Source organism: Amycolatopsis sp. NPDC051128 (assembly GCF_040682715.1).
GTDB lineage: Bacteria > Actinomycetota > Actinomycetes > Mycobacteriales > Pseudonocardiaceae > Amycolatopsis.
In genome coordinates this window covers 118,161-131,222 of record NZ_JBFBBN010000004.1, presented here as the reverse complement: position 1 = coordinate 131,222, position 13,062 = coordinate 118,161, and the positions used below count along the sequence as shown (strand labels likewise).

16 protein-coding genes are annotated in these 13,062 nt (G+C 69.8%); 6 read left to right on the top strand and 10 right to left on the bottom strand.

What is annotated here, in order from left to right:
- Entirely contained in the window at window positions 1-924 is a 924-nt protein-coding gene (locus AB0M82_RS06430; protein ID WP_364718207.1) for an ABC transporter substrate-binding protein, read from the bottom strand.
- A 139-nt stretch (window positions 925-1,063) separates the two neighbouring features.
- Between AB0M82_RS06430 and AB0M82_RS06425 the strand changes: the two genes are divergently transcribed.
- The 5 genes from AB0M82_RS06425 to AB0M82_RS06405 all read left to right on the top strand — a co-directional run bounded on the left by AB0M82_RS06425 (window position 1,064) and on the right by AB0M82_RS06405 (window position 5,812).
- Window positions 1,064-1,747 carry an ABC transporter permease gene (locus AB0M82_RS06425; protein WP_364718512.1) on the top strand — a complete coding sequence of 228 codons (684 nt, stop codon included), beginning with the start codon at window positions 1,064-1,066 and terminating at the stop codon, window positions 1,745-1,747.
- Window positions 1,744-2,457, top strand: coding sequence for an ABC transporter permease subunit (locus tag AB0M82_RS06420; RefSeq protein ID WP_364718206.1), 714 nt, complete (start codon window positions 1,744-1,746; stop codon window positions 2,455-2,457). Before AB0M82_RS06425 ends, AB0M82_RS06420 begins: the two co-directional genes overlap by 4 nt.
- 405 nt (window positions 2,458-2,862) lie before the next feature.
- Window positions 2,863-3,516 carry a hypothetical protein gene (locus AB0M82_RS06415; RefSeq protein ID WP_364718205.1) on the top strand — a complete coding sequence of 218 codons (654 nt, stop codon included), beginning with the start codon at window positions 2,863-2,865 and terminating at the stop codon, window positions 3,514-3,516.
- A complete protein-coding gene (locus AB0M82_RS06410) occupies window positions 3,513-5,171 on the top strand; it encodes an N-6 DNA methylase (RefSeq protein WP_364718204.1) in 1,659 nt (552 codons plus the stop codon). The genes AB0M82_RS06415 and AB0M82_RS06410 overlap by 4 nt, the downstream gene beginning before the upstream one ends.
- Window positions 5,159-5,812: a restriction endonuclease subunit S gene (locus AB0M82_RS06405; protein ID WP_364718203.1), complete on the top strand. Its 654-nt coding sequence runs from the start codon at window positions 5,159-5,161 to the stop codon at window positions 5,810-5,812. The genes AB0M82_RS06410 and AB0M82_RS06405 overlap by 13 nt, the downstream gene beginning before the upstream one ends.
- Here AB0M82_RS06405 and AB0M82_RS06400 read toward each other — a convergent pair.
- From AB0M82_RS06400 to AB0M82_RS06375, 6 genes are all read right to left on the bottom strand, one after another.
- Window positions 5,781-7,250: an aromatic amino acid lyase gene (locus tag AB0M82_RS06400; RefSeq protein ID WP_364718201.1), complete on the bottom strand. Its 1,470-nt coding sequence runs from the start codon at window positions 7,248-7,250 to the stop codon at window positions 5,781-5,783. The genes AB0M82_RS06405 and AB0M82_RS06400 overlap by 32 nt on opposite strands.
- A complete protein-coding gene (locus AB0M82_RS06395; protein ID WP_364718199.1) occupies window positions 7,247-8,254 on the bottom strand; it encodes an ornithine cyclodeaminase family protein in 1,008 nt (335 codons plus the stop codon). The genes AB0M82_RS06400 and AB0M82_RS06395 overlap by 4 nt, the downstream gene beginning before the upstream one ends.
- Window positions 8,251-8,793 carry a YbaK/EbsC family protein gene (locus AB0M82_RS06390; RefSeq protein WP_364718197.1) on the bottom strand — a complete coding sequence of 181 codons (543 nt, stop codon included), beginning with the start codon at window positions 8,791-8,793 and terminating at the stop codon, window positions 8,251-8,253. The genes AB0M82_RS06395 and AB0M82_RS06390 overlap by 4 nt, the downstream gene beginning before the upstream one ends.
- Window positions 8,794-8,812: 19 nt before the next feature.
- The gene (locus AB0M82_RS06385; RefSeq protein WP_364718195.1) at window positions 8,813-9,106 is read right to left on the bottom strand and encodes a DUF2516 family protein; all 294 of its coding nucleotides are present in this window, start codon (window positions 9,104-9,106) and stop codon (window positions 8,813-8,815) included.
- Between the two features lie 84 nt (window positions 9,107-9,190).
- Window positions 9,191-9,892: a hypothetical protein gene (locus tag AB0M82_RS06380; protein WP_364718193.1), complete on the bottom strand. Its 702-nt coding sequence runs from the start codon at window positions 9,890-9,892 to the stop codon at window positions 9,191-9,193.
- Window positions 9,889-10,323 (bottom strand): helix-turn-helix transcriptional regulator, encoded by a 435-nt coding sequence (locus AB0M82_RS06375; RefSeq protein WP_364718511.1) that lies wholly within the window; start codon window positions 10,321-10,323, stop codon window positions 9,889-9,891. Before AB0M82_RS06375 ends, AB0M82_RS06380 begins: the two co-directional genes overlap by 4 nt.
- 150 nt (window positions 10,324-10,473) lie before the next feature.
- On the opposite strand from AB0M82_RS06375, the gene AB0M82_RS06370 reads away from it, so the two are divergent.
- Complete coding sequence (locus AB0M82_RS06370) at window positions 10,474-11,622, top strand: methyltransferase domain-containing protein (RefSeq protein WP_364718192.1); 1,149 nt, start codon at window positions 10,474-10,476, stop codon at window positions 11,620-11,622.
- A gap of 17 nt (window positions 11,623-11,639) precedes the next feature.
- On the opposite strand, the gene AB0M82_RS06365 is transcribed toward AB0M82_RS06370, so the two are convergent.
- Genes AB0M82_RS06365 through AB0M82_RS06355 form a run of 3 tightly spaced genes read right to left on the bottom strand, consistent with a single transcriptional unit; the run spans window position 11,640 to window position 13,032 of the window.
- Window positions 11,640-12,272: a nucleoside kinase gene (locus AB0M82_RS06365; protein WP_364718191.1), complete on the bottom strand. Its 633-nt coding sequence runs from the start codon at window positions 12,270-12,272 to the stop codon at window positions 11,640-11,642.
- Between the two features lies 1 nt (window position 12,273).
- The gene (locus tag AB0M82_RS06360) at window positions 12,274-12,636 is read right to left on the bottom strand and encodes a zf-TFIIB domain-containing protein (RefSeq protein WP_364718509.1); all 363 of its coding nucleotides are present in this window, start codon (window positions 12,634-12,636) and stop codon (window positions 12,274-12,276) included.
- Between the two features lie 27 nt (window positions 12,637-12,663).
- Window positions 12,664-13,032: a VOC family protein gene (locus AB0M82_RS06355; protein ID WP_364718190.1), complete on the bottom strand. Its 369-nt coding sequence runs from the start codon at window positions 13,030-13,032 to the stop codon at window positions 12,664-12,666.
- Between the last annotated feature and the right edge of the window lie 30 nt (window positions 13,033-13,062).

Below are 13,062 nucleotides of genomic sequence, written 5' to 3'. Positions count from 1 at the left end.
TCAGAGACCGGCCTGGGCCAGCCAGTCCTTCGCGACGTCGGCCGCCTTCTCGCCGTCGGAGTCGACGCGCTTGTTGAGGTCCCGCATGACATCGGTCGTCAGCTTCGCGCTGACCGCGTTGACCGCGGTCGCGAAGTCGGCGCCGCGCTCGTCGAGGACCTTCTTGTTCACCGCGGGCACGACGTTCTCGGTCGGCACGATGTTCAGGTCGTCCTTGAGCACGGTGTAGTTCGAGTCACCGGTCAGCGGGCTGACCGAGTCGACCGGGATCACCGTGACGGCGCCGGACTTGAGCTGCTCGACCCGCGGCCCGGCTTCCTGGATGGTCTGGAAGGTCGCGTTCGTCAGCTTGTAGACGTCCTTGAAGCCGAGGAAGCACGGGAGGCGCTTCTCGCACTCCGGCGGGCCCGCCATGACGACCTTGTCCAGCTTCTTCAGGTCGCTGATCGACGCGATGCCCTTGTCCTTGGCCAGGTCGGACTTGACGATGTAGGTGTTCTTGTCCTCGGCGGGCGCGAAGTTCAGCAGCGAGACGCCGCTCGGCTCGAACAGCTTCGCCAGCTGGTCGTGCTCCTCCTGCGCGGTCTTCCCGGCTTCCTTGCCGAAGCCGGTGGTGATCGCCGCGCCCTGGTACTCCGGGACGAACTGCAGTTCACCGGACTTCAGCGACGGGTAGATCAGCTCCCGCGAGCCGAGGTTCAGCTTGCGGGCCACCGGGTAGCCCTTGGCTTCCAGCGCCTGCGCGTAGATCTCGGCGAGGATCTGGCTGTCGGTGAAGTTGAAGGACGCGACGACGATCGGCGCCCCACCTTTGCTCTGCGCGGCGGGCTTGTCACCGCTGTCGCTGCCACCACCACAGGCGGCCAAGCCGAGCGTCGCCGCGACGGCCACCGCCACCACGGACGCGTTCCGGAACCAGCGCACGAATCCCCACTCCCTCGTCACTCGAACAGACGAAAAGGACCCTAGCGCCGTCCACCGACAAGAATCCACATGATGGGAGATCCCGAATTCCCAACCCGCGGAATTTGCCGCTCGATCGGGGTAGGGTCGGCGCGTGCACGTGACCCCGCTGGCCGCGGACAGCGGACCGCCGATCTTCCAGTGGAAGTGGGTGGACCGCAACGCCGACGACATCGCCCAGCGCCTCGTCGAACACATCTCGCTGACCGCCGCCGCGCTCGGCATCGGCCTGGTCGTCTCGATCGGGCTGGCGGTGATCTCGTTGCGCTACCGCTGGTCGTACGGGTTCATCCTGAGCACCGCCGGCGCGCTGTACGTGATCCCGAGCCTCGGCGCGTTCGCCCTGCTGGTGCCGTTCTTCGGGCTGACGTTCGTCTCCGCGATGATCCCGCTCGCGACGTACACGCTGCTCATCCTGGTCCGCAACATCGTCACGGGCGTCGACCAGGTGCCGAACGAGGTCCGCGAGGCCGCGATCGGCATGGGCTACACGCGCGGCAGGCTGCTCTGGCAGATCGAGCTGCCGCTGGCGCTGCCGGTGGTGATCGCCGGGCTGCGCGTCGCGGCGGTGACGACCATCGGCCTGGTCACGGTGACGTCGATGCTCGGCCTCGGCGGCCTGGGCTACTTCATCCGCGCGGGGATCCAGACGGCGACGCCGAACTCGACGGAGATCATCGTCGGCGTGGCGCTGTCGGTGGTCCTGGCGGTGGTCGTCGACCTCGTTCTCTGGCTCAGCGAGCGCGTGCTGGCGCCCTGGTCGCGGAAGGTGCGGGCGCGATGAGTTTCGTGGACCAGCTGAACGCGTGGCTGGCGGACCCGAACCGCTGGAGCTGGACCGACAAGGCCGGCATTCCCTACCGGACGCTGGAGCACCTCAGGTTTTCCCTTCTCGCCCTGGTGATCGCCGCGGTGTTGACGATCCCGGCCGCGTTGTGGCTCGCCCACTACCGCCGTGGCGCGTTTCTCGCGAGCAGCGCGGTGAACATCGGCCGGGCGATCCCGAGTTTCGGCCTGATCATCCTGTTCTGGTTCCTGGCCAGCCGCTGGGAGCTGGACACATCGTTCTGGCCGTTGCTCCTCGCTCTGGTCGCGCTGGCGATGCCGCCGTTGTTCACCAACACCTACGCCGGCGTGGTGTCCCTGGAGCAGGACACAGTGGACGCCGCCCGCGGCACCGGTCATCGCGAGGGGCAGATCATGCTGCGCCTGGAACTGCCGCTGGCGTCACCGGTGATCCTGGCGGGCGCGCGGGTGGCGTTCCTCCAGCTGATCGCGACGGTCGCCATCGGAGCGATCGTCAACGACGGTGGCGGTCTCGGCCGTTACATAGTCGACGGGTTCGCGTTGGGAGCACAGGGTTACGGCGAAATCTTCGCGGGTGGTCTGGCGGCGGTGGTCCTGGCCTTGGTGTGCGACGGCGCGTTCGCGGTGATCACGCGCGTGTCCACGCCGCGAGGACTCGCTCTGCAGGCCGCGCGTCGCGGATCTTGAGCGGCTTCCTCGAGACCGTTCCGGCGGCCGCCGCCCGCAAGAGCTCTCCCGATGACTTAACAGAGTTCGCTTCGCGACTTCACACTTTGGTCAAAGGCGCCACCTCTGCCCGCGAAGTTTGAAGGCCAAGTTCGGCAAGACGGCCATTGAACTGGCAATATGCGGAACGAGACCGCGCCGACTCGTCCTGCGACCAGCGGAAGCGACAACGCTTCACACATTGCGGGTTGCGCGCAGCCTGCTGCGCGAATACCCTCATCACACGGCACCCCGCCGGCGACCCAAGCGAAGTCGGGAAAAGAAATTGCCCCGGATGGCATGCCGAAGCAGAGGCGGATCCGGGGCTTACGCGACCGACGCTACCACAAATCAGCCATGATGCACACCGACCGAGGGGGACCGACCATGACCGCACTGCCCGGCTGGCTTGACCGGAACATCTCGGAGCCGCGCTTCCGACCGTACCTCGACGCGACCGGCGGTGACCCGGCACCGGCGCTGGAGCTCTACCAGTGGAACATCGCCGTCGCGTCCGCGTTCTACACGCCGCTGCACTGGCTGGAGGTCACCCTCCGGAACGCGCTGCACCACGAACTCCGGTCGCACTTCGGCCGGCCCGACTGGTGGGCCACTGCTCCCCTGGCCGACAACGGCCGTCGTGCGATCACCCGCGCACACACCCAGCTCACCAAGCGAAAGGCAGCCGGCTGCCCGGACGACCTCGTCACCGAACTCTCTCTCGGCTTCTGGGTGTCGCTGCTCAGCCGAGGCCTGGCCTACGATCGAACGCTCTGGGTCCCCGCCCTGCACCGGGCCTTCCCGCACCATTCGGGACGACGCCACGACCTGCACGCCGATCTGTTCCCGCTGCTGCACTTCCGCAACCGCATCATGCACCACGAGCCGATCCACCAGCTCGACCTCCGGCGCTACCACAGCACCATCTACCGGCTGCTCGGTTACGTGTCGCCCCAGGTCTCCGCGCTGTCCGCCAGGCTGGATCGCACGCCGGCGCTTCTCGACAACCGTCCCGACGCCACCCGGGGAGCCACTTCGTGACCGAGCAACTGTCCGCCACGGACATCGCCCGCCTCGCCGGGGTGAAGCAGGCAGCTATCAGCAACTGGCGGAAGCGGCACCGCGGTTTTCCCGCTCCGACGCGGACTCCGGCGGGGGAACGTTATTCGGTGGAGGCCGTCGCCGGCTGGCTCGACCAGCGCCGGATTCCGGCGAACGCGTTGCTGGCCGGAGAAAACGCGGGTGACACGTTCGGCGCTCGGTTCCGCGCGAACCTGGCCGGGGACGCCCGGCGCTCCGCGACGGACCCGCCGGCTCACCCGGCGCCTCGGCTCGAGCCGACGTTCCGAGCGAAGCCGAGCACCGCCACACCTCGCCCGCGTCCTGACCCCGTCAGAAGGCTGTGGGTCGAACTGGACCATCAGCGCGGCCGCTTCGGCTACGACCGGCTCCGCGATCTCGTGCTCGGCCTCCTGCTGGCAAACCATGTCGGAAACCCGGTGGAGCCGGAGCATCTCGACGTGCGCTATGTCGCCGAGCTGTTGACGCGGCACGGCTACTTCGCGCCCGAGCAGGCCGTCGCTCTGACACAGGCCATCACCTCTTCGGAGATCGACATCCGCGGGCTGGCCTACGCCGTCAGCACTGCGGTGGGCACGGAGGACGCTCTGGGATCCGACGAAATCCTCGACGGTTTCGTCGCGCGGGACGACAAGCGCAACGCCGAGTTCCTCACCCCGGAATCCGTCGCCAGAACCGTGGTGGCTCTCCTCGAACCGAGTGCGGACGACAGGATCCTCGATCCTTGCTGTGGCTCGGGCAGCCTTCTGGTGACCGCGGCCGAGTACGTCCGGAGCAACACTCGTCAGCCGTCGGAGATCTGGTCGACCGGCTGGGCACTCCACGAAGATTCCCTGCGGCTGGCCAAGCTGCGCGCCGCCTTGCACGGCATGACCGGCGACCGCTCGTCGCTCGTGCTCGCCGATCAGGTGAGCTCGTCGGTCTCCGGTGTCGCGGATGTCGTACTGACGAACCCGCCGTTCAACACCGGTGGTCCCCGGTTCGCGAACCAGACCGGACTGAACCGGCCGTTCGGCGAGCCCCCGGAGGGAAACTTCAACTTCGGCTGGCTCCAGCTCTGCCTCGAGCTGCTCAAGCCGGGGGGGCGAGCTGCCGTTGTCATGGCAAACGGATCACTGAGCTCGACACACGCCGCGGAGAAGGCCATCCGGCAGGGCATGGTCGAAGCCGGAGTGGTCAGCGGCATCGTCGCCCTGCCCCGCCGGCTGTTCCCCACCACAAGCGTGCCGGTCTGTGTATGGCTGCTGAGCAAACCCGCGCCGGGCAAGCGGCCCCCGTCCTCCGTCGTCATGGTCGACGCCACCGAGCTCGGTACGACGGTCGCCTCCGCCCGCCGTGAACTCACCACCGCGGACATCCTCCGGATCACGGAAGCCTGGCACGGACGTGCCGAGCGAGGACTGGGCGTTCCCGTTTCCATCGCCGAGATCCGAGCACGTGGCTATCGGCTGAACCCGGCCATCTACCGGAAGACCACGGCCGGCGTCGAGCTTTCGGCGGCGATCAGCGAAGTGCGAGACCTCCGCGTACGGCTCTCCGAGCTCTTGGCCGAGGTGAGCCGAGCCGACGCGGAAGCGGAGCGGCAACTGGACAGGATCTCGTCATGGAACCACTGATCGACCAGGCACCGGCCGCTTGGCCGGTCGTTCCACTCGGCGAGGTCTGTGACATCCTCGCCGGCCCCGGAGGCAAGCGGCTGCCTGCCCTGGAGCGCACTGACGAAGACCAGCCCGCCCGAGGCGACCTCGTCCCGGTCGTCACCCCCAGAGAGATCCGGCGGCACCGGATCACTGCTCAGGCGAGCACCGCGGTCAGCCCGGGCATCGCGAACGGCCTGGCTCGTTATCGGGTGCGACCGGGCGACATCGTCGCGGTCCGCACCGGCGAACTGGGACAGCACGCGCTGGCCGGCGACGAGCATGACGGATGGCTGCTCGGCACCTCCTGCCTTCGCATCCGACCGCGGGGCGAGGCGGTCGACACCGGCTATCTGCTCTTCTACTTGAGTCACCCGCAGATCAAGGACTGGATCGTGCGCAACGGCTCGGGCTCGAATCCGCCGAGCCTGGCCGCAACCGTCCTCGAAGCCCTTCCGACACATCTCCCGCCACTGGACCACCAGGTCGCCGTCGCAGAAGTGCTTTCCGCCCTGGACGAACGTGCGGAACAGCTCGGCCGGGCCGCGCGAACCGCGGCCGATCTCCTCGAGGCCGCCGTGCTCCCGCTCATGGCCGGTGTCCCGATCGACCCGCCGTGAATCGGCGAGCGGAGGAACCCTTGTCCCGGCAAGCGGTGATCAGTCGTTCGACCTCGGGGCCGAGCGGGCGGTCCTCGTCCAGCGGCGGCACCACCGACCGCACCCACCCGTAAGCCGCGCGAAGCCCCGGAACGCCGTCGCCGGAGGACAGATACCGAGCCTGGGACGCCGTGATCAGCTCGCACGCCGTGATCGCGAACAGGTGGGACGCCGCCGCGCGCAGTTGCTCGCCTGCCGCGGCCGCGAACGCTTGCACGTCCTCCTGGCCGGCCGAGGTGTCGATGGAACCGAGCGTCGCCGGTGCCGCGAGCCGGCGCAGCGCGTGCAGTTCGCCGGCCGCTCGCTTGTGCAGCGGGGCCAATCCCGCCCGCGCCCCCGGATCGGCCGTGAGCTGCGCGGGGAGCCCGCTGAACCGCTCGTCCAGCAGGCGGTGTGTCCGTTGCGCCGAGATTTCGCCGAGGTGCGCCAGTCCGGCCGTCACCGCGTCCATCCGCAGTCCCAGGTCCACCGCGTGGTAGCCCGTCCCCGGAACGAACGAACCGTCGACGAACGAGGGTGAGTCGCCCGGCATCGTCTCCCAGCGTCGCCAGGTCTCGCGCAAGTCGCTGTGGACGCGCGAAGCGTGGGCGAGCGCCCGCGGCGCGACCCGCACCGACAGCGGGGCCTGCACGACGCCGGGCCGCACCGGGCCGATTCCCACCAGCTCGGTCAGCTCGTGCAGCAGCGTCCGCAGGTGGTCGTCGCCGCCCGCCATGACCGGTGAGAAGACCTCGCGCGGCGCGCCGAGCACGTCGATCGCCATCGCCGCGGCGAGCGTCTGCAGGTCGATGAGCTGCTGGGTTTCGGCCCAGCCCCGCTGCGCGTGCATCACCGCCAGCGGAGAACCCTGAAGCAGCGAAGCACCTTCCTTGGACCCGAGGACGTAAGGCGTGACGCCGCGAGCAGCGAGCGCCGAAGCGGCCGGCACCTCGACGCCGTCTTCGAGGACCGTGCCGACGCCGAGGAACGTCTGGAAAGCGTGTGACAGCGCGATGATCTCGCCCGAGCTGCCGAGGCCGAAGCGCGGGACGGCAGGGGTGAACCCGTCGTTCAAGCGATCCACGAGGAACCGCACCAGCTCCGGGCTCACACCCGACCACGGCTGCAGGAAGTCCCGCAGCCGCACGACGAACAGCGCGCGCACGTCTTCCGGCGGGAGCCACGGCGGCCCGCCGACGGCGCGGCCGATCAGCAGGTTGCGCTGGTGTTCGGCCTGCTGCCGCGCATCGAGGGCGACGCCCGCGAGGCGGCCCATCCCCGTGTTCACGCCGTAGACCGGCGCCGAGCGCTTTTCCAGCGCTGTCAACAACTCTTTCCGGCGCCGTCGCAGGCTCTCGACCAGCGAACCGGCCAAAACCAACCGTTCACTGTCGGTGAAATCGCTTCCGTCGATGATCATCGGTACGGCAGCATGGTGCCGACGCCGGAAGCCTCGGCACGGGTGAGGATCAGGTTCGCCACCGCGACGTCCGTTGTGGACAGTCCGCGGTGCCAGAACAGGATCCGTTCGGCGTCGTGCTCGCGGCCCGGCTTCTTCCCGGCCACGATGTCGCCGATCTCGGCGTGGACCCCGTCCGCGGTGAGGAGGCCGGCGTTGAGCTGCGGGCGCAGGGCACCGAACCGCGGGTTGCCGGACCTCGATTCGCGCCAGTCGTCGACGACGACCTTGTCGATGTCGTCGAGCAGCGTCAGCTCGAGGGCGCTGATCGTGCCGTAGGGCACCAGGAAGGTGCCCGGCCGGAGGAACTCGCGGCGCACCAGCGCCTCGGGTTCGACCAGCCGGGAGGCCTCGACCTGGATGTCCGCGCCGTCCAGGGTCTCCTCGGCCGTGGCACAGACGCGGACGTCCTTGCCGAGCCGCTCGGACAGCCGGCGGCCGAAGTCCTCGCGGGACTCTGGGCGCTTGCTGGTCACGCGGATCTCGGCGAAGTCGAACAACGAGTCGAGCAGCACGACGTTCCACCAGGCGGTGCCGCGGGCACCGATGTGCCCGAGCACCCGGGCGTCCGGACGCGCCAGGTACTTCGCGCCCACGGCGGTCATCGCGCCGGTGCGGGCCTCGGTGATCATCGTGCCGTCGACGATCGCCCGCGGCATGCCGGTGTCCGGGTCGAGCAGCAGGATCAACGCCATTTCCGAAGGGAGGCCCCGTTCGAAGTTCCCCACGAAGTCACCGACGACCTTCACGCCACTGACCTGTTTCGCGGAAAGGTGGCCGCGAAGGATGTTGAAGTGGCCCTTGCCGCCGTTGTCCGGCACGAGGTGCGTACGCGGCTCGAAGACGACCTGACCGCGGCCGTGGTCGGCGAGCACGTCCTCGACCGCGCCGACGATGTCCGCGTCCGTGACGCCGAGCGAGTCGATGTCGGCGCCGGTCAGATACCGGAGCCAGACCGACGTCACCGGGCGAGGTCCTCGATGACCTCGGCTCCGGGCAACGCGGCCAGCGCGGTGCCGGAGATCAGCAGCTTGCTGCCGCGGCTCCCGCTGCCGATCACGAGCTCAGGTGCGTCGGCGACGGCCTTGTCGATCAGGACGGGCCACTCGGCGGGCAGGCCGACCGGGGTGATGCCGCCGTACTCCATCCCGGTCAGGGAGACGGCTTCGTCCATCGGCGCGAACGACGCCTTGCGGACGTCGAGACGGCGCTTGATCACACCGTTGACGTCGGCACGGGTGGTCGCGAGCACGAGCGCGGCCGCGAAGCGGACCTCGCCCGCGCGCTTGCCGGCGACGACGACGCAGTTCGCGGACGCCTCGAGCGGCGAGCCGTAGGCTTCGCAGAAGGCGGCGGTGTCGGCCAGCGACGGGTCGATCTCGGCGACGCCGACGGCGTCCGGGTCCGCGAGCGCGGCCAGGGCCTTGGCGACGGGCTCGGCGAGCAGGTCAGTACGCGTGGGAGCGGGAACGACGGTGAGGCTCCCGGCAATCGTCCAGGTCACCTCGCCAGCCTAACCACAGCTACCAGTTGGAGCCGCCGCGCTGGACTTCGATCAGCTTCGGGCGGACGTCCACGATGTAGACCAGGACCGCGGCCATGGCCGGCACCCAGAAGATCATCCCGGGGCCCATCACGTTGAACAGCGCCATGGCGAGCGTCGCGCCACCGGTGATCAGCATCCAGATGGGCTTGGTCTTGCGGTCGGCGGCCGAATAGGCGTCGGCACGCTGGAGCAGCGCGTGCACGAAGGCGAAGAGCCCGACCAGCGCGCTGCCCCAGTGGATGACTTCGAGGATCCAGATGGCGACTAGCACAGCGACAGCTTACGGCAAACCGCCCGAACGACCCCGGCCCCGCCACCTGAGGTCCGGTGGCGGGGCGGGGTTTTCACGATGTTTTTACTTGTCGGTCTTCGGCGCGGCCGGCTTCTTCGCGGCGGCGCTGGTGGTGGTGCTGGTGGTGGTGCTGGTGGTGGTCCGACGGGCCGGGGCGGCCGTCTTCGGAGCCGTCTTGTTCGCGACCCGGCGGCTCGCCGAACGGGTCTCGTGGGCGACGTCGTCACCCAGCTCCTCGATGGCGTCCGCGGTCTCGGCGGCGGCCTGGGTCACCTTGCGGGCGGCCTTCTCGCCGGCCGAGCGGGTGCGCTTGGTCACCTTGGCCAGCACGCCGTCGACGCGCTCACGGACCTCGGTGGTGACGCCCCCGACCTGACCCTGCGCGGTGGTCAGGGCCTCCTCGAGCTGCTCGATGGCCTTCTTGACCTGCGGCTGCGTGGCGATCTTGTCCCAGGCCTGCTCGCCCGACTCGGCCAGCTTGTTGTACAGCTTCAGCGCGGCCTCGGTGTACTCGTCGATGACCTTGCGCAGCTCGGCCGGGTCCAGCTTCTCGCGGAGGCTCTCGACCTCGGTCGGCAGCTCCTGCAGGTTCTTGCGGGCGGTCTCGCTGCCCTTGGTCACGTTCTCCTTGGCCTTCGCCACGGCGTCGGTGACGGCGTGGGTCGCCAGGTTGCCGGCGCCGAGCGCGGCGAGCAGCGGGGTGCGGACCTGGTCGAGGGCGGTGTTGACGGCCTTCTTGACGTCTTCGGTCTTGGGGGTGGTCATGCTGACTCCTTGGTGTCTGCGGCTGGACTGCTGCCTGGAATGTCTGGGGTGGCGGTGGTGGGGGCGGACTCGGCGGCCGGCCGTGCCGCGGCGTTCTCCCGGCGGAAGGACTCGTAGACGTCGAGCAGGACCTGCTTCTGCCGTTCGGTCAGCTCGGCGTCGGCGCGAATCGCGTCGCCCACCGGACCACCCGTCGGGAGATCGAGGATCCCCGCCTGCACATACAGCGCTTCCGCCGAAATGCGCAGGCCCTTGGCGATCTGCTGCAGGATCTCCGCGCTGGGCTTGCGCACCCCGCGCTCGATCTGGCTCAGGTACGGGTTGGACACGCCGGCGAGCTTCGACAGCTGGCGCAACGAGATCTTCGCGGTGTTGCGCTGCTGGCGGATGTACTCGCCGATGTCGGAAGCGATGTCCGCGACCTTCTCCATCGGACCGCCGGATCCTGGCGGTGTCCCACCGGTTTCCGTCATCCGGTCACCTCCTCACGACGTCTTCCACGCTACGCCGTCGTGCTAGCTATTGCAAGCACTCTGCTTGCAACTATCGGGTGTGGTGGTGCTCACCGCTAACGTGGTGCCATGACGCGCTCGGCCCGGCTGCGGCGGCGCCTCGTCGAGCACCTGCTCGACGAGGACGTCCTGCACGCCCCGGAGTGGATCGCCGCCTTCCGGGCGGTGCCTCGCCACGTCTTCCTGCCGCGGTTCTTCGCGCCGGCGGGCGGGCTGTGGGCCGCGGTCGACCGCGGCGACCCTGGCTGGCTGGAGACGGTCTACTCCCGCGACGTCCTGGTGACGCAGCTCGACGACGACCCGGACCGCTGGGAGCTCGCCCGGCGCACCGGCCCGGTGGCGGGCACGCCGACGAGCTCGTCGAGCATGCCGTCGATCATGGCGATCATGCTCGAGGAGCTGCGGGTGCGGGACGGGCAGCGCGTGCTCGAGATCGGCACCGGCACCGGCTACAACGCCGCCCTGCTGAGCCACCGCTGCGGCGCCGGCCAGGTGTCCACAGTGGACATCGATCCGGTGATCGTCGCGGAGGCGCGCGAGCGGCTGGCCCTCGCGGGCTACCGGCCGGCGTGCGCGGTGGGCGACGGCGCGCTCGGCTTCCCGGCCGGCACGCTGTTCGACCGGGTGCTGTGCACCGCTTCGGTGTCTTCGATCCCGCCCGCGTGGTTGGCGCAGACCACGCCGGGCGGGCTGATCGTGACGACGCTGAACCGGCCGATCGGCGCCGGGCTGGTCCGGCTCGTCGCCGGCGAGGGCGGCACCGGGCAGGGCCGTGTCCTGGCCCGCGACGGCCGCTTCATGCCGCTCCGCGCGCACCGGCTGCCGGACGCCGGACCGCTGCCGATGCCGTCGCGCGACGACTGGGAGCAGACGCGGGTGCCGATGTCGACGGTGCTCCAGCCGCGCCGGCAGTTCGAGTTCTTCGCCGGCCTCGCGTTGCCCGGCGTCCGGCCGGTGCGCGACGGCGCCGACGACGAAGCGCCGAGCGTCGCGCTGGTCCACCCGGACGGCTCGTGGGTCCGCCACCGCAAGCGCGGCGGCGCGGACGAGGTGGCCCAAGGCGGCCCGAGGGCGCTGTGGGAAGTCGTCGAGGCGGCCTACGTCGAGTGGTGCGAGCTGGGCAAACCGGAACGCGACCGGTTCGGCGTGACGGTGACCGGGGAGCGCCAGGAGTTCTGGCTCGACTCACCGGACGACCGGACCTGGCCACTCGGCTGACTCGACTCCCGGCACTTTCACGGGAAAGTGCCGCTCGGCTGAGGCAGCCGTGCCCGGATCCACTTCTCGACGTGGTCGGCGGTCTCCTCCGCCGAAACCTCCGTCGTGTCGAAGAGGTCGACGCCGAGGTCCGGCGCCGACTTCTGGAGCCACGCGTTGAACTCCAGCATCTCCTCGATGCGCGGCTCGTCCCACTCGCGCCAGGCCGGGCGTGCGCGCAACCGCCGTCGCAGTGACTCCGGCGAGCCGACCAGCGCCAAATAGTGGATCTCGCTGAAGAACGCGCGCTCCGGCAGCGGCTCGAACTCCGGGGGCGCGACCGTTCCGCACAGCACCACCGGGCGGCCGTTCTGGTGCAGCATCGCCGCCATCCGCAGCCACACCGCGCGGAACGCCGCGACGTCGTCGCGCAGGGCACCCGTCCAGAGGATGTCCTGCTCCAGCACGACGACGTCGCCGGCGAACCGGGTCGCCAGCAGCGGCCCGAGCGTCGACTTGCCCGCGCCGCTCGGGCCGGTCAGCGCGAACAACGGCAGCCGCCGGAACGGCCACCGGTGCCCGCACCGGAGGCACGAGACGACGGAGTCCGCGACGGCCGGGCGGTCTGCCCGGTCACCGCAGGCCGGGCAGATCCGCAGGTCGAGCCCCACTTCAGTCGAAGAGGTTCTCGAGGAAGCCGCGCTTGCGGTTGCCGTGCCCGTACGGGCGCGGGGAATCCGAATGCCCGCGGTACCCCTTGGGCGAGTCCGCGTAGCCACCCCGATAGCCCTTGGGCGAGTCGGGGTAACCGCCACCGCGGTACGGGCGTGGCGAGTCGGGACGGCCGTAGTGCGCCGTCGGCGCCGGACCTCCCTGGTAGGGCGGCGGCTGGCGCCCGTAGAACGAGCTCTCCGCGCCGGCGATGGCCTCGAGTTCACCGCGGTCCAGGAAGATCCCGCGGCAGCCCTCGCACTGGTCGATGTGGACGCCGTTCTTGTCAACGGTCCGCATCTGGTTCTGACACTTCGGACAAATCACACCGCGAGCCTACGCAAAAACCGGTCAGCAGGCGCAGAGGCAGAACGGGTGCCCCACCGGGTCGGCGTAGACGCGGAACGTCTTCGGCTTGTCGTCCAGCAGTTTCGCGCCGAGACTGAGGACGCGTTCGTGCGCCGCTTCCAGGTCCGTGACGTTCAGGTCCAGGTGCAGTTGCTGCGGGTTCTCCGCCGACGGCCACCCCGGCGGCCGGTAGCCGGGCACGCGCTGGAACGCGATGCCCGCGCCGCCCGCCGGGTTGCGCAACGTCACCCAGTGCCCGTCGTCGACCACTTCCGGCGCGTCCCACTCCAGCACCGCCCGGTAGAACTCCGCCAGCGCCACCGGGTCGGGGCAGTCGAGGGCCACCACACCCAGCGTCGGTACCGCACTCATCGTCGCTCCCTTCGATCGCGAGTAACCAGC

Coding starts and splice junctions, on each gene's coding strand:
- AB0M82_RS06420 (WP_364718206.1), top strand. CDS start 1,744: ATGAGTTTCGTGGACCAGCTGAACGCGTGGCTGGCGGACCCGAACCGC.
- AB0M82_RS06415 (WP_364718205.1), top strand. CDS start 2,863: ATGACCGCACTGCCCGGCTGGCTTGACCGGAACATCTCGGAGCCGCGC.
- AB0M82_RS06405 (WP_364718203.1), top strand. CDS start 5,159: ATGGAACCACTGATCGACCAGGCACCGGCCGCTTGGCCGGTCGTTCCA.
- AB0M82_RS06400 (WP_364718201.1), bottom strand. CDS start 7,250: ATGATCATCGACGGAAGCGATTTCACCGACAGTGAACGGTTGGTTTTG.
- AB0M82_RS06380 (WP_364718193.1), bottom strand. CDS start 9,892: ATGACCACCCCCAAGACCGAAGACGTCAAGAAGGCCGTCAACACCGCC.
- AB0M82_RS06375 (WP_364718511.1), bottom strand. CDS start 10,323: ATGGAGAAGGTCGCGGACATCGCTTCCGACATCGGCGAGTACATCCGC.
- AB0M82_RS06370 (WP_364718192.1), top strand. CDS start 10,474: ATGACGCGCTCGGCCCGGCTGCGGCGGCGCCTCGTCGAGCACCTGCTC.
- AB0M82_RS06355 (WP_364718190.1), bottom strand. CDS start 13,032: ATGAGTGCGGTACCGACGCTGGGTGTGGTGGCCCTCGACTGCCCCGAC.